21 protein-coding genes are annotated in these 21,377 nt (G+C 72.3%); 12 read left to right on the top strand and 9 right to left on the bottom strand.

The features are described from left to right. Nucleotides 1–115: 115 nt before the first annotated feature. The 3 genes from O7607_RS30475 to O7607_RS14890 form a co-directional block, all read right to left on the bottom strand. A complete protein-coding gene (locus O7607_RS30475; RefSeq protein WP_311202345.1) occupies nt 116–193 on the bottom strand; it encodes an Ms5788A family Cys-rich leader peptide in 78 nt (25 codons plus the stop codon). 95 nt (nt 194–288) lie between these two features. Further along, nucleotides 289–1,071 (bottom strand): LmeA family phospholipid-binding protein, encoded by a 783-nt coding sequence (locus tag O7607_RS14895; RefSeq protein ID WP_269703830.1) that lies wholly within the window; start codon nt 1,069–1,071, stop codon nt 289–291. Between the two features lie 79 nt (nt 1,072–1,150). Beyond that, on the bottom strand, nt 1,151–2,200 hold the full coding sequence (locus O7607_RS14890; RefSeq protein ID WP_269703829.1) for a hypothetical protein: 1,050 nt from the start codon (nt 2,198–2,200) through the stop codon (nt 1,151–1,153). 245 nt (nt 2,201–2,445) lie between these two features. Here O7607_RS14890 and O7607_RS14885 point away from each other — a divergent pair, with 245 nt between their 5' ends. The 7 genes from O7607_RS14885 (at nt 2,446) to pstB (ending at nt 9,510) form a co-directional block, all read left to right on the top strand. Beyond that, entirely contained in the window at nt 2,446–3,165 is a 720-nt protein-coding gene (locus tag O7607_RS14885) for a winged helix-turn-helix transcriptional regulator (protein ID WP_176722767.1), read from the top strand. A 150-nt stretch (nt 3,166–3,315) separates the two neighbouring features. Continuing rightward, on the top strand, nt 3,316–4,170 hold the full coding sequence (locus O7607_RS14880) for a polysaccharide deacetylase family protein (protein WP_269706986.1): 855 nt from the start codon (nt 3,316–3,318) through the stop codon (nt 4,168–4,170). A gap of 67 nt (nt 4,171–4,237) precedes the next feature. Continuing rightward, nucleotides 4,238–5,170 carry a mycothiol synthase gene (gene mshD, locus O7607_RS14875; RefSeq protein WP_269703828.1) on the top strand — a complete coding sequence of 311 codons (933 nt, stop codon included), beginning with the start codon at nt 4,238–4,240 and terminating at the stop codon, nt 5,168–5,170. 233 nt (nt 5,171–5,403) lie between these two features. After that, entirely contained in the window at nt 5,404–6,501 is a 1,098-nt protein-coding gene (gene pstS / locus O7607_RS14870; protein ID WP_269703827.1) for a phosphate ABC transporter substrate-binding protein PstS, read from the top strand. A 41-nt stretch (nt 6,502–6,542) separates the two neighbouring features. Further along, complete coding sequence (gene pstC / locus O7607_RS14865) at nt 6,543–7,628, top strand: phosphate ABC transporter permease subunit PstC (RefSeq protein ID WP_269703826.1); 1,086 nt, start codon at nt 6,543–6,545, stop codon at nt 7,626–7,628. After that, nucleotides 7,625–8,713 (top strand): phosphate ABC transporter permease PstA, encoded by a 1,089-nt coding sequence (gene pstA, locus O7607_RS14860; protein ID WP_269703825.1) that lies wholly within the window; start codon nt 7,625–7,627, stop codon nt 8,711–8,713. The genes pstC and pstA overlap by 4 nt, the downstream gene beginning before the upstream one ends. Nucleotides 8,714–8,733: 20 nt before the next feature. Further along, nucleotides 8,734–9,510: a phosphate ABC transporter ATP-binding protein PstB gene (pstB, locus tag O7607_RS14855; protein ID WP_269703824.1), complete on the top strand. Its 777-nt coding sequence runs from the start codon at nt 8,734–8,736 to the stop codon at nt 9,508–9,510. Here the strand turns inward: pstB and O7607_RS14850 are convergent. Next, entirely contained in the window at nt 9,491–10,330 is an 840-nt protein-coding gene (locus O7607_RS14850; protein WP_269703823.1) for an NUDIX hydrolase, read from the bottom strand. The genes pstB and O7607_RS14850 overlap by 20 nt on opposite strands. Before the next feature lie 82 nt (nt 10,331–10,412). Between O7607_RS14850 and O7607_RS14845 the strand changes: the two genes are divergently transcribed. The 3 genes from O7607_RS14845 (at nt 10,413) to O7607_RS14835 (ending at nt 13,223) form a co-directional block, all read left to right on the top strand. Then, the gene (locus O7607_RS14845; protein WP_269703822.1) at nt 10,413–11,102 is read left to right on the top strand and encodes a class I SAM-dependent methyltransferase; all 690 of its coding nucleotides are present in this window, start codon (nt 10,413–10,415) and stop codon (nt 11,100–11,102) included. Between the two features lie 503 nt (nt 11,103–11,605). Next, entirely contained in the window at nt 11,606–12,193 is a 588-nt protein-coding gene (locus tag O7607_RS14840) for a DinB family protein (RefSeq protein WP_269703821.1), read from the top strand. Nucleotides 12,194–12,254: 61 nt separating this feature from the next. Further along, on the top strand, nt 12,255–13,223 hold the full coding sequence (locus O7607_RS14835) for a Gfo/Idh/MocA family protein (RefSeq protein WP_269703820.1): 969 nt from the start codon (nt 12,255–12,257) through the stop codon (nt 13,221–13,223). A 60-nt stretch (nt 13,224–13,283) separates the two neighbouring features. On the opposite strand, the gene O7607_RS14830 is transcribed toward O7607_RS14835, so the two are convergent. The 3 genes from O7607_RS14830 to O7607_RS14820 form a co-directional block, all read right to left on the bottom strand. Then, the gene (locus tag O7607_RS14830; RefSeq protein WP_269703819.1) at nt 13,284–14,288 is read right to left on the bottom strand and encodes an inorganic phosphate transporter; all 1,005 of its coding nucleotides are present in this window, start codon (nt 14,286–14,288) and stop codon (nt 13,284–13,286) included. A 4-nt stretch (nt 14,289–14,292) separates the two neighbouring features. Continuing rightward, the gene (locus O7607_RS14825; RefSeq protein ID WP_030504473.1) at nt 14,293–14,919 is read right to left on the bottom strand and encodes a DUF47 domain-containing protein; all 627 of its coding nucleotides are present in this window, start codon (nt 14,917–14,919) and stop codon (nt 14,293–14,295) included. Nucleotides 14,920–15,068: 149 nt separating this feature from the next. After that, complete coding sequence (locus tag O7607_RS14820; RefSeq protein ID WP_269703818.1) at nt 15,069–16,019, bottom strand: PPK2 family polyphosphate kinase; 951 nt, start codon at nt 16,017–16,019, stop codon at nt 15,069–15,071. A 188-nt stretch (nt 16,020–16,207) separates the two neighbouring features. On the opposite strand from O7607_RS14820, the gene sigJ reads away from it, so the two are divergent. Further along, on the top strand, nt 16,208–17,161 hold the full coding sequence (gene sigJ, locus O7607_RS14815) for an RNA polymerase sigma factor SigJ (RefSeq protein WP_269703817.1): 954 nt from the start codon (nt 16,208–16,210) through the stop codon (nt 17,159–17,161). 6 nt (nt 17,162–17,167) lie between these two features. Here the strand turns inward: sigJ and O7607_RS14810 are convergent, their stop codons facing one another. Further along, on the bottom strand, nt 17,168–17,674 hold the full coding sequence (locus tag O7607_RS14810) for a DUF402 domain-containing protein (RefSeq protein ID WP_269703816.1): 507 nt from the start codon (nt 17,672–17,674) through the stop codon (nt 17,168–17,170). Between the two features lie 124 nt (nt 17,675–17,798). On the opposite strand from O7607_RS14810, the gene O7607_RS14805 reads away from it, so the two are divergent. Continuing rightward, nucleotides 17,799–19,940: an ATP-dependent DNA helicase gene (locus tag O7607_RS14805; RefSeq protein ID WP_269703815.1), complete on the top strand. Its 2,142-nt coding sequence runs from the start codon at nt 17,799–17,801 to the stop codon at nt 19,938–19,940. Nucleotides 19,941–19,992: 52 nt separating this feature from the next. On the opposite strand, the gene O7607_RS14800 is transcribed toward O7607_RS14805, so the two are convergent. Further along, complete coding sequence (locus tag O7607_RS14800; RefSeq protein WP_269703814.1) at nt 19,993–21,321, bottom strand: AI-2E family transporter; 1,329 nt, start codon at nt 21,319–21,321, stop codon at nt 19,993–19,995. Between the last annotated feature and the right edge of the window lie 56 nt (nt 21,322–21,377).

The raw sequence follows: 21,377 nt of genomic DNA, 5'->3' as shown, positions 1-21,377 counted from the left end.
AACGGATCACGGGTACGTGCGACGGCGCCGCTGCCGGGCGTTGAGGAGGGGGAACCGGGGAAGGTTCGTGGACCCTGGGTGGCCGCCGTTCAGGCGGCCGGAGACAGCCCCGCCGTCAGATGACGGGGCGACACAGGCAGGTGGCCACGCGGCACAGGTCGACCGCGCGCCGTTTGGTGAGGAGGGTCCCCATGGGCAGGGAGATTACCAGCCCGGGCAACAGCTGCCACCAGGCCGACCAGCATCCGGGACGGCCGGCCCGCTCCCCGGGCCGGCCGCGTGCGGCTTTCAGCCGGCGGAGTTGATCGGCACGTTCGCCGCGTCCGCGGTCACGACCAAGCCCTCCGGCGTCGGCTCCACCTTGCGCAGGTTGAGCTGGAACGGCAGCTCCGGCAGCGGCACGTCGATCGAGATGCCTTGGGCGTACCGGGTCAGCGCGGCCCGCGCCAGCGGCACGTTCGGCAGGCCGTCGGCGCTGAGGTCGTTGAAGCGCAGCGCCACCTTGTTGCCGGCCACCGTGACGTCGGCGGTGCCGTTGACGGTGAGCTTGATGCCGAGGATGTCCACCGGGGCAGTCACGGCGAGCTTGCCGTTGCGCTCGCCCAGCGTCAGCCCGGGACGGTCCAGCAGCTTGGCCAGGCTCTCGTAGGTGACGGTGCCCCGCCCGTCCACGCTCTCGGCCACCACGTCGCCCCGGCCGGAGCGCAGCGTGTCCAGCGAGGCGGTCACGTTGCGCGCGTCCACGTCGAGCTTCGGCACCTCGACGGCGTCGCCCTGCACGTCGCCGCGCACGTCGGTGAGCTGGATCGAGATGCGCTCGTACCGGCCGTCGAGCACCTGGGTGAGGAACGGGAAGCCACCCACCTCGACCTGCGGCGCGGCGGACTGGGCGTCCTGCTTGGCGATCTCCTGCCGGACCTGGTCGGCGATGGCCCGCTCGGCCACTCCGGCGGCGACCCGGTCGGCGACGACGAGCAGCCCGGCCAGCACCAGCAGCAGGACGAGGAAGCCGATCAGCACCTTCCGGCCCCGTCGCCGGGGTCGGCCCTCCGCCGGATACGCCTCTGCCACGCCGCCTCCCGTCCTCGCCGCCGTCACCGCGCCTCGCGGCGCAACCGTACTTACCCGAGGCGAATCTTCCCCAACCGCGTCAGAGGAACAGCACGCACATGGCGTACGCGGCGGGCGCGGCCAGCGCGAACCCGCCCAGCGGTCCCTGCATGTGCCGGGCCACCCACATCGTCGGCGGCTCACCGGCCATCAGCCGGCCCGCCTCGGCGTACCCGACGGCGAGGTCGGCCAGAACGGCGGTGGCCGCGCTGACCACCCCGACCAGGGCGGCGCTGGTCGGGGTGAAGCCGACCAGGTAGCTGCCGAGCACGGCGCTGGTGAGCGTGCCGAGCATGGCGCCGACGACCACGCCGGCCGCGCCGCGTGGCACCTGCGGGGCGAGCCGCGGCCACGGCGCGATCGCGTCGGTGAGCCGGGCGACGAGCAACGCCACACCGGCGGCGGTGAGGCAGACCGTGATCGCCTGGGTGCCCTTGGGGATCCGGCTGAGCACGATGAGCGTGGCGAAGGCGACCACGCCCACCACGATGAGCAGGGTGCCGCCGAGCGAGTCGGTCACCCGGACCCGGTCCACCCGCCGCACGAGCTGCCCCAGCACGGCGAGCAGGAGCCCGGCGGCCGCGGCGTAGCCGAGCGGGGCCAGGCCGGCGATGTCCGACTGCACGGCGGAGACGTCGGCGATCGCCGCCGTCGCGGCGCTGACGAGCGCGACGACGAGCAGCGCGGGCGGTCGCATGGCCATCGTCCAGGCCAGGACGAACAGCAGCTGGACCCCGAAGATGATCGCGGCGAACGGCAGCCGGTGCCCCGGACCGGAGGTCTGCGCGCCGAGCACCAGGCCGACGCCGAGCAGCGCGGCGAAGCCGGCGACGGTGAGCGCCAACGGGCGGCGGACCGGGACCGGCGGCACCTCCTCCTCGGGTTCCTCGTCGGACTCGTCGTCGGGACGCCGGCTGGGCCCGCCCTTGCGCAGCCGGCGTGGGCCCTTGCGTTCCGGCCGGTCGCCCTCCTCCTGAGCGGGACCGGTGCGCGGGGCGGGCGGGTAGCCACGAGCGGGGGCGGACGCGCCGGTAGGCGGCTCGTCGGTCCACGGGTCACGGCCGGTGTCGCGCGAGGTGGAGGGAAACACGCCCCGATCGTGCCAGACCCGGGCGGCTCGGCGGAGGTCCCGGTTTCGGCGACGTTAAAACCTGCACCGCGATCGAGGGCAGAAAGGGCAAACGGTAAATCGCGCGAAGGTGACGCCCGGTCCATCGGTTACGCTCAGGCCGTTACCCGCCCGTCGACGACGCCGGGACCCACGCAAGTTCACAGTGCCGCCCCCACCCGGGCGTGTCGCTGGTCGCGCGCGGCCGAAGGGCCGCCGGGACGGAGGTGATCGTGGAGCTCCTGCTGCTCGTGACCGCGCGGGCCGGCGAGCCGTCGGCGGTGTTGCCGGCACTCGACCTGCTGCCGCACTCGGTTCGCACCGCACCCCGTGACGTCCGCACGCTGGTCTCCGGCCCCACGCCGGACGCCGTCCTGGTGGACGCCCGCTCCGAGCTGAGCGAGGCGCGGGCCACCTGCCGGATGCTGCACGCCACCGGGCTCGGCGTGCCGCTCGTCGCTGTCGTCACCGAGGCGGGGCTGATCGCGCTCAACGCGGACTGGGGCGTCGACGACGTGATCCTGGCCGGTGCCGGGCCGGCCGAGGTGGAGGCCCGGCTGCGGCTCGCTGTCGGCCGGCTCAGCAACGCCACCGCCGGCGCCGGCGGCTCGATCCGGGCCGGCGAGCTGAACATCGACCCGGACACGTACGCCGCCAAGCTGAAGGGCCGGCCGCTCGACCTCACGTACAAGGAGTTCGAGCTGTTGAAGTTCCTGGCCCAGCACCCGGGGCGGGTCTTCACCCGGGACCAGCTGCTGCGCGAGGTCTGGGGTTACGACTACTTCGGCGGCACCCGGACGGTGGACGTGCACGTACGGCGGCTGCGCGCCAAGCTCGGCTCGGAGTACGAGTCGATGATCGGCACCGTCCGCCAGGTGGGCTACAAGTTCGTCGTCCCGCCGTCGCGCTCGCTGCCGGAGTCGGAGCCCGCCCCGCTGCCGGTCTGACCGCCCACGCTCCACCCCGCTAGAGGGCACTTTTCGCGTATGCCCTTTTTGCCCGATCAGTCAGCCATATCCTGGCTGCCGGAATTGTCGGGCTAAGGGGGCGACGGTGCGTGCGGTGAACACGGGGGCGACGAAAGGCCGGTGCCGCTGATGCGGGGCTCGACGCTGCGCGCCGCCGGGCTCGTGACCGTCGTCCTGGCCGGCCTGCTCGGCTCGGCGTTCGCGCTGGGCCGCAGCCTGGTGCCGGACCCGCATCCGTCGGCCGCCGGAGTCGCCACGTCGCTCACCGGGCCGCGCTACGGCGACCAGCCACCGAGCACCGACTTCCCGGGCGGCACGGCCGGCCCTCGGCCCAGCCCCGACACCGAGCCGGATGCCGCACCCGTTCCACCGGACGGCGACGGCCCGTACGGCGCCATGCTCGCCACCGGCTCCGCCCGGGTGGCGCTGACCTTCGACGACGGCCCCGATCCCCGCTGGACCCCGCAGGTGCTCGCGCTGCTGGCCCAGTACGGCGTACGGGCGACCTTCTGTGTCGTCGGCGAGAACGTCGAGGCCCACCCGGATCTGGTCCGGTCGATAGTGGCCGAGGGCCACACCCTGTGCAACCACTCCTGGAAGCACGACGTCAACCTGGGCAAGCGCTCCCCGGCGACGATCCGGGCCGACCTGCTGCGCACCAACGACGCGATCCTGGCCGCCGCGCCCGACGCGCGGATCACGTACTACCGCCAGCCGGGCGGGGCCTGGACGCCCTCGGTCATGGCGGCCTGCGCCGACCTGGGCCTCACCCCGGTGCACTGGAGCGTGGACCCGTCGGACTGGAAGGCACCGGGACCCGGAGCGATCGAGGCAACCATCCGCACGCAGATGGGCCCGGGCGCGATCGTGCTCATGCACGACGCGGGCGGGGACCGCTCCGGCACCGTCACGGCGTTGCAGCAACTGCTGCCCGAGATGGTGAGCCGGTTCGAACTGGAGCCGCTGCCCGTCGGAAGCCCGTGACGAGCGCCACCGATCCCGGTCGTCGTCCGGCGCGAACCGCGGCCCGCCTGCCGCTACCGTGACTCAGATGAGCAGCACCGAGCCGACGACCGCGGCCGACCGGATCGGACGGGCGGACCGCCTGACGCCGGACGAGGTCACCGAGGTGCTGGCGCTGGCCCGCGCCGCCGGGGACGCCGACGGCGCCGACCCGCTCGACGAGCACGTGCTGCTGCGGCTGCGCGATCCCGAGGCGCCCGCCGTGCACCTCACCGCCCGGACCACCGACGGCACCCTCTCCGGGTACGCGCACCTCGACACCACCGCCCCGGCCGAGGGTGTCGGCGTGGAGATGGTCGTGCACCCGGCGTACCGGCGGCGGGGTTCCGGCCGGGCACTTGCCCGTGGCGTGGTGGATGCCGCGTCCGGACCGCTGCGCGCCTGGGCGCACGGCGACCACCCGTCGGCCGCCGCGCTCGCTGTCGACCTGGGCTTCTCCCGGGCGCGCGTGCTCTGGCAGATGCGCCGCCCGCTGACCGCCGAGTTGCCGCCGCCGGTGGTGCCGGACGGCGTGACGCTGCGCGCGTTCCGTCCCGGCGAGGACGACGAGACCTGGCTGGCGGTGAACAACGCGGCCTTCGCCCAGCACCCCGAGCAGGGCAGGTGGACGCTCGACGACCTGCGCGTCCGCATCGCCGAGCCGTGGTTCGACCCCGCCGGATTCCTGCTCGCCGTCGACTCCGCCACCGGACGGCTGCTCGGCTTCCACTGGACCAAGGTGCACGAGCAGCCGGGCTCGGCCCGCATCGGCGAGGTGTACGTGCTCGGCGTCGACCCGTCCGCGCACCGGGGCGGGCTGGGCCGCGTGCTCACCGCCGCCGGCCTGACCCACCTGCGCGACGAGCGCGGGCTGGACCGGGTGATGCTCTACGTGGACGAGAGCAACACCGCCGCTGTCGCGCTCTACGAGCGCCTCGGCTTCGCGCGCTGGTCCGCGCACGTCAACTACCAGCTGGGCTGAGCGCTCTCCGGCCCCGGAAAGCCGCCACAAAGGCGATACCGGGCTGCTAGTTCACGAAATGGACAACCCTTCCTCAGCGTGCGGCCATCTCGTCGGCTGAACGTGTTCACCGCGCGTTCACTTACGTCCGGCGAACCGTCCACCTGGCCCTCCTACCTTTCGTGTCAGCCGGTCAGCGCCGGCCCCCGGCACTCCGGGCGACCTGACCAAAGACGTGAAGGGAAACCCCTGAAGTGAAGCTCCAGCGGCACGGCGCCATCGCCTGTCTCGCTCTTACCGCGGTTCTCGGTCTCAGCGCCTGCGGCTCGGACAACAACGAGCCTGCCAGCGCCTCCGGTTCCACCGCCGCGGTGGACTGCGCGAAGGGCACGCTGAACGCGCAGGGCTCCTCGGCCCAGAAGAACGCCATGGCCGAGTGGATCAAGGCGTACCAGCAGAAGTGCGCCGGCACCACGATCAACTACGAGCCGAGCGGCTCGGGCGCCGGCATCCAGGCCTTCATCGCCGGCACCGCCGACTTCGCCGGTTCGGACTCCCCCCTCAAGCCGGAGGAGCAGCCGCAGGCCGACGCCAAGTGCGTCGGCGGCCAGGCGCTCAACCTGCCGATGGTGATCGGCCCGGTCGCCGTGGTCTACAACGTCAGCGGCGCGGACAACCTCCAGTTCAGCCCGGCCACCCTGGCGAAGATCTTCGCCGGCAAGGTGACCAAGTGGGACGACGCGGCCATCAAGGCCGACAACCCGGACGCCAAGCTGCCGTCGACCGCGATCCAGGCGGTGCACCGCTCGGACGAGTCGGGCACCACCGACAACTTCACCAAGTACCTCTCCAAGACCGCCGAGGCGGACTGGACGCTCGGCAACTCCAAGGCGTGGAAGGCCCCGGGCGGCGTCGGCGCGGCCAAGTCCGACGGTGTGGCCAGCAAGGTCAAGAGCACCGACGGCACCATCAGCTACGTCGAGTGGTCGTACGCCGAGAACTCCGACCTGAAGATGGCGAAGATCAAGAACGGCAACGGCGAGTTCGTCGAGCTGACCGGCGACTCGGCCGGCAAGACCATCGCGGGCGCCAAGTTCGAGGGTCAGGGCAACGACCTGAAGATGTCGATCGACTACAACACCAAGGAGGCCGGGGCGTACCCGATCGTCCTGGCGACCTACGAGATCGTCTGCAGCAAGGGCCTCGCCGCCGACAAGCTGCCGCTGGTCAAGGGCCTGCTCGGCCACGCCGCCAGCGCCGAGGGGCAGAAGGAGCTGGTCGAGCTCGGCTACGCGCCGCTGCCCGAGACCGTCCGCACCAAGGTCGAGGCCGCGGTCCAGAGCCTCTCCTGACGCTCCGGCCGACACCTCCTCAACACGAAGCGAGCGAGCAGATGGGTGACACCCCTCAGCGCTCGGCCCACGCCGGCACCGGCGGGACTCCCGTGGCCACGAGCCACGAGGGACCCGCCGGTGCCTCGGCGCGTGTGGCCGAGCGCCCCGGTAACCCGGGCCGCCCGGACGGCGGCCTCGGCGGCGGCGGCGCCCTCCCCCGGGCCCGCGCCTTCGGCGCGGAACGGGCGTTCCGCGGCCTGACCCTGGCCGCCGGCACCACCGTCCTGGTGGTCATCGCGGCCATCGCGATCTTCCTGGTCGCCAAGGCCGTCCCCGCGCTGCGGGCGAACACCGAGTCGTTCTGGACGTTCGAGGGCTGGTTCCCGAACGACAACCCGCCGCAGTTCGGCATCGGCGCGCTCGCCTTCGGCACCGTCCTGAGCTCGCTGCTGGCGCTGCTCATGGCGGTGCCGGTCGCGCTGGGCATCGCCCTCTACCTGTCGCACTACGCGCCCCGGCGGCTCGGCAACGCCCTGGGCTTCCTGATCGACCTGCTCGCAGCCGTGCCGAGCGTGGTCTTCGGCCTCTGGGGGCGGGACTACTTCGCCCAGCCGGTCGCCGACGTGTCCGCGTGGCTGAACAGGTACTTCGGCTGGATCCCGATCTTCGGCGACGGCCCGTACGGCAACTCGATCCTGCTCGGCTCGGTGGTGCTCGCCATCATGGTGCTGCCGATCGTCACCTCGCTGTCCCGCGAGGTGTTCCGGCAGACCCCGACCGCGAACGAGGAGGCGGCGCTCGCGCTCGGCGCCACCCGCTGGGAGATGATCCGCACCGCGGTCCTGCCGTACGGCCGTCCGGGCGTCATCGCCGCGGTGATGCTGGGCCTGGGCCGGGCGCTGGGCGAGACCATCGCGCTGGCGCTCACGCTCGGATCCACGTACGCCATCTCGTTCAACATCCTGGAGAGCGGCGGCAACTCGATCGCCGCGAACATCGCCAACCGGTTCGCCGAGGCGAACGACACCGGCCGGGGCGCGCTGATCGCCTCCGGCCTGGTGCTGTTCGCGATCACGTTGATCGTCAACATCACCGCGCGGGCGATCATCTACCGGCGGCGCGAGTTCACGGAGTCGGCCGCATGACCACCACCCTCACCCCCCGCCGCCCGCGCCCGCCGGCCCAGCCGGCCACGCTGCGGGCGAAGCGTCTTCCCGCGTACGCTGCTCCGGCCGTCGCCGTCGCGGCGCTGCTGCTCGCGACGGGCATCGTGTACGGCGCCGGCATCGGCGGCCCGGTCCTGGTCGTGGTGGTCGGCGCGCTGCTCTACCTGGCCGGCCTGTTCGTCGCGGCGAACGCGGTGGAGGGCCGCCGGTCGGCCCGCAACCGCACCTGGAGCGCGCTGATCCACTCGGCGTTCGTGCTGGCGGTGCTGCCGCTGGCGTCGGTGGTCTGGACGCTTGTCAGCAAGGGCTCCGAGCGACTGGACGCGAACTTCTTCGGCACCTCGATGAACAACATCGGGTCGCGGGACGCCAACGGCGGCGCGTACCACGCGATCGTCGGCACGTTGCAGCAGGTCGGCATCGCCACGCTGATCACGGTGCCGCTGGGCGTACTCTGCGCGATCTACATCGTCGAGTACGGCCGGGGCCGGTTCGCGTTCACCATCCGCTTCTTCGTGGACGTGATGACCGGCATCCCGTCGATCGTCACCGGCCTGTTCGTGCTGGCCTTCTGGGTGCTGATCGTCTCGCCGTGGTTCAACGACGGCCGGCCGGGCTTCTCCGGCTTCGCCGCCGCGCTGGCGCTGAGCGTGCTGATGCTGCCCACTGTGGTCCGTTCCACCGAGGAGATGCTCCGGCTGGTGCCGGCGCCGCTGCGCGAGGGCGCGTACGCCCTGGGCGTACCGAAGTGGAAGACCATCCTGCGGGTCGTGCTGCCGACCGCGCTGCCCGGCATCGTCACCGGCATCATGCTCGCCATCGCGCGGGCCGCCGGTGAGACGGCGCCGGTGCTGCTCGTCGCCGGCGGCGGCGCGGCGATCAACTTCAACCCGTTCGAGAACAACCAGTCGTCGCTGGCCCTCTTCGTCTACCAGCAGGCCGGTGAGGCGTCGAGGTACTCGCCGGCACGGGCGTGGACCGCGGCGCTGACCCTGGTCGCCCTCGTCCTCGTCCTCACCGTGGCGGCGAAGCTGCTGTCCCGTCGCAACCGGCTCGGCCGATGAACCCCGGAGGTACCGCCACCATGGCCAAGCGCATCGAAGCCACGAACGTGACCGCCTACTACGGCGGGTTCAAGGCGATCGAGAACATCAACCTGACCGTCGAGCCGAAGACGGTCACCGCCCTGATCGGCCCGTCCGGCTGCGGCAAGTCCACCTTCCTGCGGTCGATCAACCGGATGCACGAGGTGCTGCCCGGTGCCCGGGTCGAGGGCAACCTCACCATCGACGACCAGGACATCTACGACCGCGACGTGGACGTCACCGCGGTCCGCCGGATGATCGGCATGGTCTTCCAGCGGCCGAACCCGTTCCCCACCATGAGCATCTTCGAGAACGTGGTGGCGGGCCTGCGGCTCAACGGCGTACGGCGCAAGTCGATCCTGGAGGAGGCGGCCGAACGGGCGCTCCGCTCGGCGAACCTGTGGGACGAGGTGAAGGACCGCCTCGCCAAGCCCGGCGCGGGCCTGTCCGGCGGTCAGCAGCAGCGGCTCTGCATCGCCCGCACCATCGCTGTCGAGCCGCAGGTGGTGCTGATGGACGAGCCCTGCTCGGCGCTGGACCCGATCTCCACGCTGGCCATCGAGGACCTGATGTTCCAGCTCAAGGACAAGTTCACCATCATCATCGTCACGCACAACATGCAGCAGGCCGCGCGGGTGTCGGACCGGACCGCCTTCTTCTCGATCGAGAAGACCGGCGACCCGGGCCGCCTGATCGAGTACGACAACACCCAGAAGATCTTCAGCAACCCGAGCCAGAAGAAGACCGAGGACTACATCACCGGCCGCTTCGGCTGAGGCGGAAGCTGGGCTCGGCGCCGTCCAGTCCCTCGATGTACGGGAGGATCGGCGTACCCGGATCGCGCTCCGCGGCGGCGCGGGCCACGCCGTCGAGGTCGCCCGCGGCGACGACCTCGGCGAGCGTGGCCATGGTCGGCGGCAGCATGGTCAGCTCGCCGGCCTCCGCCCGGGTCAGCGCGTCCGCCGGGCGCAGCCACAGCGTGTGGTCGGCCTCGCCGGACACGTCCCGGGTCCGCTGCCCCTCGGGCAGCAGGGCGACGAAGAAGTACGTGTCGAAGCGGCGCGGCTCGAACTCCGGAGTGATCCAGCGGCTCCACGGCAGCAGCAGGTCGGACCGGAGCGTCAGGCCGCACCCGGCCAGCAGGTCCGCGAAGCCGACCCGCCGTCCCTCCAGATCCTGCCGGGCTGCCTCCCAGTCGTCGCCGCTCACGTCGCCGACCACGTTGTCCGGGTCCGGCCCGGCGAGCAGCACACCCGCCTCCTCGAAGACCTCGCGGGCGGCGGCGCACACCACCGCCTGCGCAGCGGCCGGATCGAGCCGGAGCCGCTCCCCCCAGACCGCCGGCTCCGGGCCGGCCCAGCCGAGGTGCGCCTCCGAGTCGGAGCGGTCCACCCCGCCGCCGGGAAAGGCGTACATGCCGCCGAACGTCATCGCCGCCACCCGGCGGATCATGTAGACCTCGAATCCGTCGCCGGACGGCCGGAGCAGCAGCACGGTGGCGGCGACCCGGGGCACGGCCGGCACGGCGCCCTCGGCCCGGAATCGGCGGGCGTGCTCCACCAGGGCGGGGGGTGCGGCGAAGCCGTCGATCGTCATGCGCCCGAGCCTAGTGCCGTAACGGGCGACGCCGCCCCGCCGCCCGACGCCGCCCTCCTCCGATTGCGCCGATACTCCTCGGATGACGGATCTCAACAACCAGGCGGGGTATTGGAACTCCAAGGGTGCCGCGAAGACTTTCGGCCACCCGGTCGCACTTTCGTGGCTGGACGGCATCGATCGGCGGGCACGCGTTCTCGACTACGGGTGCGGTTACGGCCGGCTGGCAGGGCTGCTCGTGCAGCAGGGCTTCGAGAATGTCGAGGGAGTGGATGTCGCGCCCCGTCTCGTCAGCCGCGCGAAGAACGAGCAGCCCGGCGCGCGATTCACGGTTCTCACCAATCCTCCGCAGCTCGACCACCAGGCGGACAGCGTCGACCTGGTGCTGCTGTTCGCGGTGTTGACGTGCATACCCGACGACGCCGGACAGCGGGAGCTGGTGGCGGAGCTGCGTCGGGTGCTACGGCCGGGCGGGCTCATCTACGTCAGTGACCTGTGCCTGCAGGAGGATCACCGTAACCGTTCCCGGTACGAACGATTCGCAGCCAAGTACGGCACCTACGGGATCTTCGAGACCGACGACGGGGCGGTGTGCCGGCACCACACCACCGACTGGCTGGACCATCTGTTCGGGGATTTCCATCTCGTCGCCAGCCGCGAGGTCGCGGTGGAGACGATGAACGGCCGTCCGGCCCGGGCCAGCCAGCGGTTGGTGTCCACGCCGCTGCCCGGAGCATCCAGGGCCGGGCGCGATGGCACGGGAGACGCCTGACGGCCCGACGGGTGGATCACCCGCCGGTTCCGGTGCACGAGGCGATGGCGTGCCGGGCATGACGCGGTGGACAGTCCGGTCGTGCTCGCCGGCACCCGCGGAACCCGCGCTCCACACACCGGCGCCCCAATCACACTGGGTAGTTTTCGCCCAGCCACTGGCACGCTCCTCCGCCGCCTTTGCTCTGCAGCCGGATCCGCAACGGTGACCCTCCGCGAGCGGTGCGCAAAAGGCTGCAGAGCAAAGGGGCCGGGAGGACCTTCACCGAGCCGGGAGCAAGGTGGGTTTATGCCCGGTAAGTCCCTTCTGGACACTCGGCCCTGACGAGTGACAGACAACCGCCGTGACGCTGTGCAATCTGCACGCTCCGTGTGCGCCGGTCCGACGTTCAGATGGACGGTTCGAGGGCTCAGCGACAGAGACCGTCGCGCACCTCCGGGCGGCCCAGCGGGCCGCCGGCACGGGGCTACGGCGGCCGGCCACGCCTGGCAGGGTGGTGACCTGTGATCGACGACTTCGCGAAGCAGTACCTGCACAACGACCTGCGCCAGATCCGCGAGGTGCTGTTGTGGAAGCTCGACGGGCTGTCCGAGTACGACGTACGCCGCCCTCTGACCGCCTCCGGCACCAACCTGCTCGGCCTGGTCAAGCACCTGTCGTTCACGGAGGCTCGATACTTCGGCGAGGTGTTCGGCAGACCCTCCCCGGAGCCGCTGCCCCGGTGGGACGACCCGGATCCGGACGGCGCCGACATGTGGGCGACCGAGCACGAGAGCCGCGAGGAGGTGCTCGGCCGCTACCGGCGGGTGGCCGAGCACGCGGACGCGACGATCGACGCCCTCGCCATCGACGCTCCCGGCCACGTGCCGTGGTGGCCCCGCCCGGACGTCAAGTTGTTCAACATCCTGGTCCACGTGGTGGCCGAGACCAACCGGCACGCGGGGCACGCCGACATCCTGCGCGAGCAGCTCGACGGCTCGATCGGGGCGTGGGCCGCGTACGCGCACCTGGAACCGGAACCGCCGACGCTGGCGACGCGGCGGGCGATGATCGAACGGGCCGCCCGGGCCGCCGCCGACGCCCATGGCTGAGCCGTCCCGACCGGTGGATCACCCTCCCGGCCTCCGAGCGGTACGGGATAGCGTGCCGGGCATGACGCGTTGGGGAATCCTGGCCACCGGAAACATCGCCGCTCGCTTCGCCGAGGATCTGCGGCTGGTGCCGGACGCCGAACTGGTGGCGGTCGGCTCGCGTACCCGGGAGAGCGCCGAACTGTTCGCGCGCCGGCACGACGTGCCGCGTGCGTACGCCTCATGGGCGGAACTGGCCGCGGACCCGGACGTGGACGCGATCTACGTGGCCACCCCGCACGCCGCGCACCACGAGGCGGCGCTGGCGTGCCTGGCCGGCGGCAAGGCCGTGCTGGTGGAGAAGCCCTGCACGCTGGACCTGCCGACCACCACCGACCTGGTGGAGACGGCCCGCGCCCGGGGTCTGTTCCTCATGGAGGCCATGTGGATGCGGACCAACCCGCTGATCCTGCGCGTGCTGGAGCTGATCCGCGACGGCGCGATCGGTGAGGTGACGCACGTACGGGCCGACTTCGGCGTGGCCGGGCCGTTCCCGCCGGAGCACCGGATGCGGGCCCGCACGCTCGGCGGCGGCGCGCTGCTCGACCTCGGCGTCTACCCGCTGAGCCTGGCCCACCTGGTGCTCGGCGTGCCGCAGCACGTGCAGGCGTGGGCCAAGCTGACCCCGGAGGCGGTGGACGAGAACACCGGCATGGTGCTCGGCTGGGACTCCGGCGCGGTGGCGACGCTCAGCTGCGGCATGGTCGGCGCGACAGCGATCACCGCGTCGATCACCGGCACCACCGGCCGGATCGACCTGCCCGAGCTGTTCTTCCGGCCGGCGCACGCGGTGCTGCACCGGGCCGGCGCCGAACCGGAGACGATCCCGGCGGACCTGACCGGCGGCGGCTACCAGTACGAGGCGATCGAGGTGCAGCGCTGCCTGGCCGCCGGGCTGACGGAGAGCCCGCTGGTGCCGCACGCCGCCACGCTCGAGGTGATGGGCCTCATCGACGACATCAAGGCCCGGATCGGCGTCTCCTACGCGTGAAGGGTCCCCCGCCACGGCGGGGAACCCTTCGACGTCGTCGCGCGGAGCGCGGACCGGAGCTCAGAACAGCGGCCGGACCAGCAGGTACGCGAGGCAGGCGATCGCGGCGGCGGCCGGGAACGTGATGATCCAGGCGATCACGATGTTGCCCGCCACGTTCCAGCGCACCGCGGACAGCCGTTTCGTCGCGCCCACACCCATGATCGCCGAGGTGATCGTGTGCGTGGTCGAGATCGGCGCCTTCAGCACCAGCGCGTTGAAGTAGAGCACCGCGCTGGCGACGGTCTCGGCCGCGAAGCCCTCCGCCGGCCCCAGGTCGATGATCTTCCGACCAAGCGTCCGGATGATCCGCCAGCCACCCGCGTACGTGCCGGCCGCCAGCATCGCGGCCGAGGTCCAGAAGACCCAGCCCGGGATGTGGGTCTTGCTCTCCTGGAAGCCACCGGTGTAGAGCGCCAGCACGATGATGCCCATGGTCTTGGCGGCGTCCTGCATGCCGTGGCCGACCGACATGGCGGCGGCGGACGCGGTCTGCGCCCAGCGGAAGCCGCGGCTGAGCTTGCCGGGCTGCCCCTTCCGGAACAGCCACATGATCGCCAGCATCACCAGGAAGCCGAGCACCAGGCCGACCACCGGCGACAGCACCATCGGGATGAGGACCTTCTCGATGATGGTGGCCCACTGGACGATGCCGTCGGCGGCGAACAGGGTGGCGCCGACCAGTCCGCCGAAGAGGGCGTGCGAGGAGGACGAGGGCAGGCCGAAGTACCAGGTGATCAGGTTCCAGATGATCGCGCCGAGAACGCCGGCGAAGACCACGCCGAGGCTCTCCACCCCGGTCGGCAACGTGACCAGGCCGTCGCCGACCGTCTTGGCCACGCCGGCACCGAAGTGCGCGCCGACGAAGTTGCCGACGGCGGCCAGCGCGAGCGCGATCCGGGGGGTCAGCGCCCGGGTCGAGATGCTGGTGGCGATCGCGTTGGCCGCGTCATGGAAGCCGTTCGTGTAGTCGAACGCCATGGCGACCGCGATCACCGCCAGCACGGCGATGAGTTCGGGACTCACTGGATCAGGACTCCTTGACCGCGATGGTCTCGACGGTGTTCGCGACGTGCTCGAAGGCGTCGCAGGCGGCCTCCAGCTCGTCGGCCACCTCCTTCATCTTCAGCACCGTGAGCGCGTCGTACTCACCGGAGAAGAGGCGTACCAGCAGCATCCGGTACGCCTGGTCGCCGTCGTTCTCGAGCCGGTTGCACTCGATCCAGTAGTCCTCGAGATCCTTCATCGACTTCAGCCGGGGCATCGCCTCGGCGGTGAGCTTGGCCTGCAGGTCGAGCACGTTCACCAGCTCGTGCAGCTCGCGCGGAAGCGACGGGAGCTTGGTCAGGCCGTACAGGTAGAGGAGGTTGCCGACCGCCTCCAGGTGGTCCATCACGTCGTCGAGCAGCGAGCCCAGCCGGTAGATGTCCTCGCGGTCGAACGGCGTGATGAACGTGGAGTTGATCTTCTTGTACAGCTCGTGCGTGATCTGGTCGCTGTCGTGCTCGATGTCGGTCAGCCGCTCGCTGATCGACTGCACGTCGGCACCGGGCAGACCCAGCTCGTTGAGCAGGTCGGTCCCCTTCACCAGGTTCTGCGCAGCCCTGGTGAAGAGCTCGTAGAAGGCGCCCTCGGTGGGACGGAAGGAAAACTTCACAGCACGGACCTCGTCGTGTCGGTGGAAGGGTGGCCGTCGCCGCCCGGGCGTCTGCTCTGCGCATGCTAGGGACCGCGCCGAACCCACTTTCGATCGGCCCACCCCTGGTCAGGCCCGATTCACCGCTCGTTCACCTTCTGTTCACCTGATCAACGGCTGAGTTGGTTCCGTAACCGGTCACGCTCCCGTTCGACGTCGAAATCGGCAGGCGGATACCCCAGATCCAAGCCGTCGAACGTCTCCCGCATCAGGTGGGCGACCGCCCAGTCCCGGTACCACTTGCGGTCCGCCGGCACCACGAACCACGGCGCGGCGTCCGTGCCACAACGCTCCAGGGCCTCGGCGTACGCGGCCTGATAATCGTCCCAACGTGCCCGAGTGTCCAGGTCACTCGGGTTGAACTTCCAGAACTTCGCCGGGTCGGTGAGCCGCTCCATCAGCCGCTCGCCCTGCTCGGCGTACGAGATGTGCAGCATGACCTTCACCACTGTGACCGCCTGCTCGGTCAGTTCCCGCTCGAAGTCGTTGATGATCGCGTACCGGGACCGCCAGGTCGCCTCGTCGACCAGCCCTTCGACCCGGGCGATGAGCACGTCCTCGTAGTGCGAGCGGTTGAACACGCCCACGTACCCGGGTGGCGGCAGCGCCCGGCGTACCCGCCACAGGAAGTCGTGCCGCAACTCCTCCTCGGTCGGCGGCCCGAACGAGCGGATGTGCAGCCCGAGCGGGTTCATCGCGCCCGCCACCCGCTTGACGGTGCCGTCCTTGCCGCCGCAGTCCATCGCCTGGAGCACCAGCAGCACCCGGCGCGGCCGGTCGCCCTCCAGCCCGGCGTCCGCCTGGGCCGGCGCGCTGGTGGCGCTGCCCGGTCCGGCGGCGCCCTGCGCCGAGGCGTACAGCATCTCCTGTTGCCGGCCCAGTTCCGCGCCGACCAGCTCGACCTGGGCCCGCGCCCACTCCTTGCGCGCCGGCCCGCGCCCGGCCGCCGCCGGCAGCCCCGGCGTCGACCGGGGGTCGATCGCCGTCAGGTCCACCGCTCCCGGCCCCACCCGAAGCAGTTCCCGCATCCGCCCGCCCTCGGGCCCCACCACCTCACTCATCCCCCGATCCTCACCCCCAGCGCCCTTCCCCGCTCGCCCCACGCCCCTGACCCGGCCCGTTGATCTTGCAGTTGCGGCCGCCTGCACGCCCGGAAAGCACCCTTTGTCGGGGCGGCAAGTGCAAGATCAGCGAGCCCAGGTAAGGGCGCGGGGGCGGTGGGGTGGGGGTGGGGCGGGAGAATGGGGGTGTGGAGGAGCTTGCGGGGGAGTTCGAGGCGGAACGAGGGCGCCTGCTGGCGGTCGCCCAGCGGATGCTGGGGAGCCGCAGCGAGGCCGAGGACGCGGTGCAGGAGACCTGGCTGCGCTTCTCCGGCGCGCTGAGCGACCCGGAGGAGCGCGCCCACGTACGCGACCTGCGCGGCTGGCTCGTCACCACCTGCTCCCGGATCTGCCTGGACGTGCTCCGCTCCGCCCGGGTGCGCCGGGAGGCGTACCCGGGAGTGTGGCTCCCCGAGCCGGTGGTCACAGCGGTGCCGGCGGCGGACGGGTTCGCGCCCGACCCGGCCGAGCGGGCCGTGCGGGCCGATCAGCTCGGCACCGCGCTGCTGGTGGTACTGGAACGGCTGACGCCGGAGCAGCGGGTGGCGTTCGTGCTGCACGACGTGTTCGCGGTGCCATTCGCCGACGTGGCGGACGTGCTCGCGGTGACGCCGGAGGCGGCCCGTCAGCTGGCGTCGCGCGCCCGGCGGGCGGTGCACGGGCCGGACGTGCCCCGGCACAGCGCCGACCTCGCCGAGCAGCGGCGCGTGCTCGCCGCTTTCGCCGCCGCGGTGGAGTCGGGTGAGCTGGAGCAGCTGGTCCGCGTGCTCGCCCCGGACGTGGTGTCGATCGGCGACGCCGGCGGTCACTTCCCGGCCGGGCGCCGGCCGGTGGTCGGTGTCGACTCGGTCGCCCGCCTGCTCCTCGGCCTGTACGGCCAGGCCCGGCAGCGGGGTGGCCTGCGCGGGCGGCCGGTGCTGGTGGACGGGACGCTCGGCTGGCAGTCGGAGTTCTTCCACCGGGACGGGCGGCCCATCCGGATGGTCACCTCGTTCGCCGTCCACGAGGGGCGGGTCACCGGCGTGTTCAACCAGCTCAACCCGGCCAAGGTCAGCGAGCTGCCGCCGCTGGGGCCGGACGCCGTTTGGCCGCCGCGCTGGTGAGCCGGCTCAGACCACCAGCGCCAGCCACTTCCGGTACGACGTGGCGAACGGCTCGGTGCCGTCGCCGAGCGCGCCGAGCAGCCAGCGGGACGCGGCCTCGGCCTCGGTGACCACGTCGTCCGGGTAGCCCCAGCGGGCCCGGTGCACGGCGAACTCGTCCTCGTCGCGCAGCTCGACCAAGCCGGTCTCGCGGCGGCGCACCACGTCCAGGTCGAGGTCGATCAGGTGGACGGTCTCCCCGCCCTCCCAGCGGGCCGGGGTGGCGATGTCGCAGTAGACCTCGCTGGTGCGCGGCGGCGGGTTGAACATGCCGGTCCACCAGCCGTGGTGCGGCACCAGCAGGACGAACGGGATCTGCTCGACGGACGGGCGGCCGTGGTAGACGGACTCGGTGCCGGCGGGCACGCCGAGCCAGACGCCGAGGTCGTCCTCGGCGAGCCGGCGGGCCGGGTAGTCGCGGTGGGCGCTGCCGTCGTACTTGCGGTAGATCACGCGGACCACATCGCTCGGCATGCCTGGCACCCTAACCGATTCCGGGCACGCCACGCGATCGGGAGGTAACCGGACGCGACCCACCGTCCCGCCACGCCGCCGGAGTGGCCGGACCCCCGTCGGGGGCGGCGGGTACGGTCGCACGGTGACCCCGTCCCGCACCGCCACCGGCCCGGCCGTCCCGAAGAAGCGCCGAGGTGGCCGCGCCGGTGCCGGGGAGCTTCTGGCCGCCGCGGTCGGCGCGGTTCCCGGCGGCGCGACCCGGCCGGGTCAGCAGCAGATGGCCGAGGCGATCGAGCAGAGCATCGTCTCCGGCGAGCACCTTCTCGTGCAGGCCGGCACCGGCACCGGCAAGTCCCTGGCCTACCTCGCTCCGGCGCTGACCGTGGACGGGCCGGTGGTGGTCTCCACCGCCACGCTGGCGTTGCAGTCCCAGCTCGTCGAGCACGACCTGCCCCGGCTGGCGGACGCGGTCGAGCCGGTGCTGGGCCGCCGCCCCACGTTCGCCGTGCTGAAGGGGCGCCACCACTACCTGTGCCTGGCCCGGCTGGACAGCTCGGTCGAGGACGAACCGGACGACGCGCTGTTCGACGCCCCGCGCCCCGGCAACGGCGGCACCAAGTGGCTCGGTGAGGCGGGCCGCCTGGGCAAGCAGGTGCAGCGGTTGCGGGACTGGGCCGAGGAGACCGCCACCGGCGACCGGGACGAGCTGGACCCGGGCGTGGACGACCAGGTGTGGCGCAGCGTCTCCATGCCGGCCCGGGAGTGCGTCGGCGCGAGCCGCTGCCCGTTCGGGCAGGAGTGCTTCGCGGAGGCGTCCCGGGCGCGCGCCCGGGAGGCCGACATCGTGGTCACCAACCACAGCCTGCTCGCCGTCGACATGCTCGCCGGGCGCCACATCGTGCCGCCGCACAAGCTGCTCGTGGTCGACGAGGCGCACGAACTGGCCGACCGGGTCTCGTCCGCCGCCCAGGCCGAGCTGGTGCCGGAGCTGATCGACAGGTCCACCCGGCGGGCCCGGCCGCTGCTGCGCCCCGACGTGGCCGAGCGGCTCACCGAAGCCGGTGACGCGCTGGCGGTGGGACTGGCCGAGGCGCTGGCCGGGCGGCTCACCGCCGGTCTGCCGCCGGCGCTGCGCGAGGCGTGCACGCTGCTGGACTCGGCGACCCGGGCCGCGCTGGAGGCGATCGGCGACGTGAAGGCCGACGACCCCGATCCGGTCCGCAAGCAGCAGGCCAAGGCCGTGCTGGACGAGCTGTCCACCACCGCCCAGCGGCTGCTGGAGGAGGCCGACCACGACGTCGCCTGGGTCGAGAAGCCGGACAACGGCAGCCGCCGCGCCCTCGTGGTGGCGCCGCTGTCGGTGGCGGGCACGCTCGCCACCCACCTGTACGACGAGCGCACAGTGGTCGCCACCTCGGCGACGCTGGCGCTGGGCGGGCGTTTCGACACGGTGGCCCGGGCGCTGGGGCTGGACGCGCCGCCGCCCGCACCGCCGTCCCCGGCCGCCGCCGCGATCGCCACCGCTGCCGCCGCCAGCCGCTCTCCGGTCACGCCGGTGGCCGCCGCCGAGGGCAGCCGGGCGTCGATCGGCACCGTACCGGCCACCGAGGGGCCGGGCTGGAGTTCGCTCGACGTCGGCTCGCCGTTCGACTACGCCCGGCAGGGCATCCTGTACGTCGCCGCGCACCTGCCCCGCCCCAGCGTCTCCGGGCTGCCCGGCCCGGCAGGTGAGGAGTTGCTGGCGCTGGTCGAGGCGCTCGGTGGTCGTACCCTCGGGCTCTTCTCGTCGCGACGGGCCGCGCAGCAGGCGGCGGAGCTGGTCCGCGCGCGGACCGACCTGCCGGTGCTGCTCCAGGGCGAGGAGGCGCTGCCGCTGCTGGTACGCCGGTTCCGCGAGGTGCGGGAGAGCTGCCTGTTCGGGGTGATGTCGCTCTGGCAGGGGGTGGACGTGCCGGGCGACGCCTGCCAGCTCGTGGTGATCGACAGGTTGCCGTTCCCCCGCCCGGACGAGCCGCTCGCGGCGGCGCGGGCGGCGGCGGTGGACGCCGGCGGCGGCTCGGGTTTCGCGGCGGTGAGCGTGCCGATCGCGGCGGTCCGGCTGGCCCAGGGCGTCGGCCGGCTGATCCGGGCCACCGGCGACCGGGGCGTGGTGGCGGTGCTCGACTCGCGGCTGGAGACGGCACGCGGGTACGGCCCGTTCCTGCGCCGCTCGCTGCCGCCGTTCTGGTACACCACCCGTCCCGAGGTGGCCCGGGGCGCGCTGGAACGGCTCGCCAAGAGCTGACGCCCGCGCCTCCCCGGATGGGGTGACGCGGGCGTCCAGGGATGCCGGCGGGTCAGGGCGCCTGGGAGGCGACCACCACCGCGTCCGGCGGGGTGTCCGGCACGGTACGCGCGGCGAGCCGCCGCACCGCGGTGTTCAGGACGGCGATCAGCGGCACCGCGACCAGCGCGCCGGCGATGCCGGCGAGCACCACTCCGGCGGCGATGCCGATGATCACGGCGAGCGGGTGGATGGCCACCGCGCGGCCCATGATCAGCGGCTGGAGCACGTGGCCCTCGACCTGCTGTACGCCGATCACCGCGCCCAGGATGATCAGGGCGGTCACCGGGCCGCTGTCGACCAGCGCCACCAGCACGGCCACCACGCCGGACAGGAACGCACCGACGATCGGGATGAACGCGCCCAGGAAGACCAGTGCGGCCAGCGGGAACGCGAACGGGATGTCGAACAGCACCAGGAAGATGCCGATGCCGACCGCGTCGATGAAGGCCACGAGGACTGTGGCACGCACGTACGCGCCGAGCGTCGCCCAGGACGCGCGACCGGCGTCGTCGACCTTCCAGCGGGCGGCCACCGGGAGCAGCCGGACCAGGAACCGCCAGATGTTGTTGCCGTCGCGCAGGAAGAAGAACGTGGCGAACAGGACCAGGACGGTGCCGGTGAGCACCTCGGCGAGCGTGGCGGCGGTGCTGAGCGCACCGCTGGTGAACCGCTCGGTGTTGCCGTTGATCCAGTTCTGCGCCTCGTTGATGTAGCGGTCGAGCTGGCTGTCGGACAGGTGCAGCGGCCCGGTCTTGAACCAGTCCTGGATCTGCCGGACGCCCTCGGAGGACTTCTGGCTCAGCTCCGGTACGCCCTTGATGAACTCGTTCACCACGAGCGTCAGCGTGCCGACGACGGCGGCCAGGCCACCGACCAGCACCACCGCTGTCGCCAGCGAGCGGGGCAGCCGGGCCCGGAGCAGCCAGCCGACCGCCGGTGCGAGCAGCGCGGAGAGCAGCAGCGCGACGGTCAGCGGGATGATCACGATGCTGATCGTGCCGATTATCTTGAGCAGGGCCCAGGTGACGATGCCGATCACGATCAGGCGCCAGCACCACGCGGCGGCGATGCGCAGCGCGTGCGGCACCTCCGTGTCGTCCCGGCTCACCGTCGAGGAGTGCATCGCCGCCGGCGGCTGGGCGCCCACCACCGTCGCTTCCGGCGCGGCGGGCGGCCCCGGGGTTGCCGGCGTGGCCACGCCCCCGTCCGCCGCCTCCGCCGCCTCCGCCGCGGCCCGCCGGGTTCGCGTCGCCTCCCGGCCCGACTCGTACGCACGGCGGAGCCGTCCGCGCATCCGCTCCATGCGGCTCAAGCGCACCTCCGGCAAAGTCGGCCCCATCAGGTCGCAGGGGGCACAGGATACGTCCGTACGCCCCACCCTAGGGCGACTCGGCC

Origin of the sequence: Micromonospora sp. WMMA1949 (assembly GCF_027460145.1) — a bacterium.
In the GTDB taxonomy this organism is placed as follows: Bacteria; Actinomycetota; Actinomycetes; order Mycobacteriales; family Micromonosporaceae; genus Micromonospora.
The sequence above is the reverse complement of the archived record's forward strand: the minus strand, read 5'-3'. Positions and strand labels throughout refer to the sequence as shown.

Bases quoted from the DNA above. Each gene is read 5' to 3' on its own strand.
- pstB (WP_269703824.1), top strand. From the start codon at position 8,734: ATGGCCAAGCGCATCGAAGCCACGAACGTGACCGCCTACTACGGCGGG.
- O7607_RS14845 (WP_269703822.1), top strand. From the start codon at position 10,413: ATGACGGATCTCAACAACCAGGCGGGGTATTGGAACTCCAAGGGTGCC.
- pstC (WP_269703826.1), top strand. From the start codon at position 6,543: ATGGGTGACACCCCTCAGCGCTCGGCCCACGCCGGCACCGGCGGGACT.
- pstA (WP_269703825.1), top strand. From the start codon at position 7,625: ATGACCACCACCCTCACCCCCCGCCGCCCGCGCCCGCCGGCCCAGCCG.
- O7607_RS14850 (WP_269703823.1), bottom strand. From the start codon at position 10,330: ATGACGATCGACGGCTTCGCCGCACCCCCCGCCCTGGTGGAGCACGCC.
- O7607_RS14880 (WP_269706986.1), top strand. From the start codon at position 3,316: ATGCGGGGCTCGACGCTGCGCGCCGCCGGGCTCGTGACCGTCGTCCTG.
- O7607_RS30475 (WP_311202345.1), bottom strand. From the start codon at position 193: ATGGGGACCCTCCTCACCAAACGGCGCGCGGTCGACCTGTGCCGCGTG.
- O7607_RS14835 (WP_269703820.1), top strand. From the start codon at position 12,255: ATGACGCGTTGGGGAATCCTGGCCACCGGAAACATCGCCGCTCGCTTC.
- O7607_RS14800 (WP_269703814.1), bottom strand. From the start codon at position 21,321: ATGGGGCCGACTTTGCCGGAGGTGCGCTTGAGCCGCATGGAGCGGATG.
- O7607_RS14810 (WP_269703816.1), bottom strand. From the start codon at position 17,674: ATGCCGAGCGATGTGGTCCGCGTGATCTACCGCAAGTACGACGGCAGC.
- mshD (WP_269703828.1), top strand. From the start codon at position 4,238: ATGAGCAGCACCGAGCCGACGACCGCGGCCGACCGGATCGGACGGGCG.
- O7607_RS14820 (WP_269703818.1), bottom strand. From the start codon at position 16,019: ATGAGTGAGGTGGTGGGGCCCGAGGGCGGGCGGATGCGGGAACTGCTT.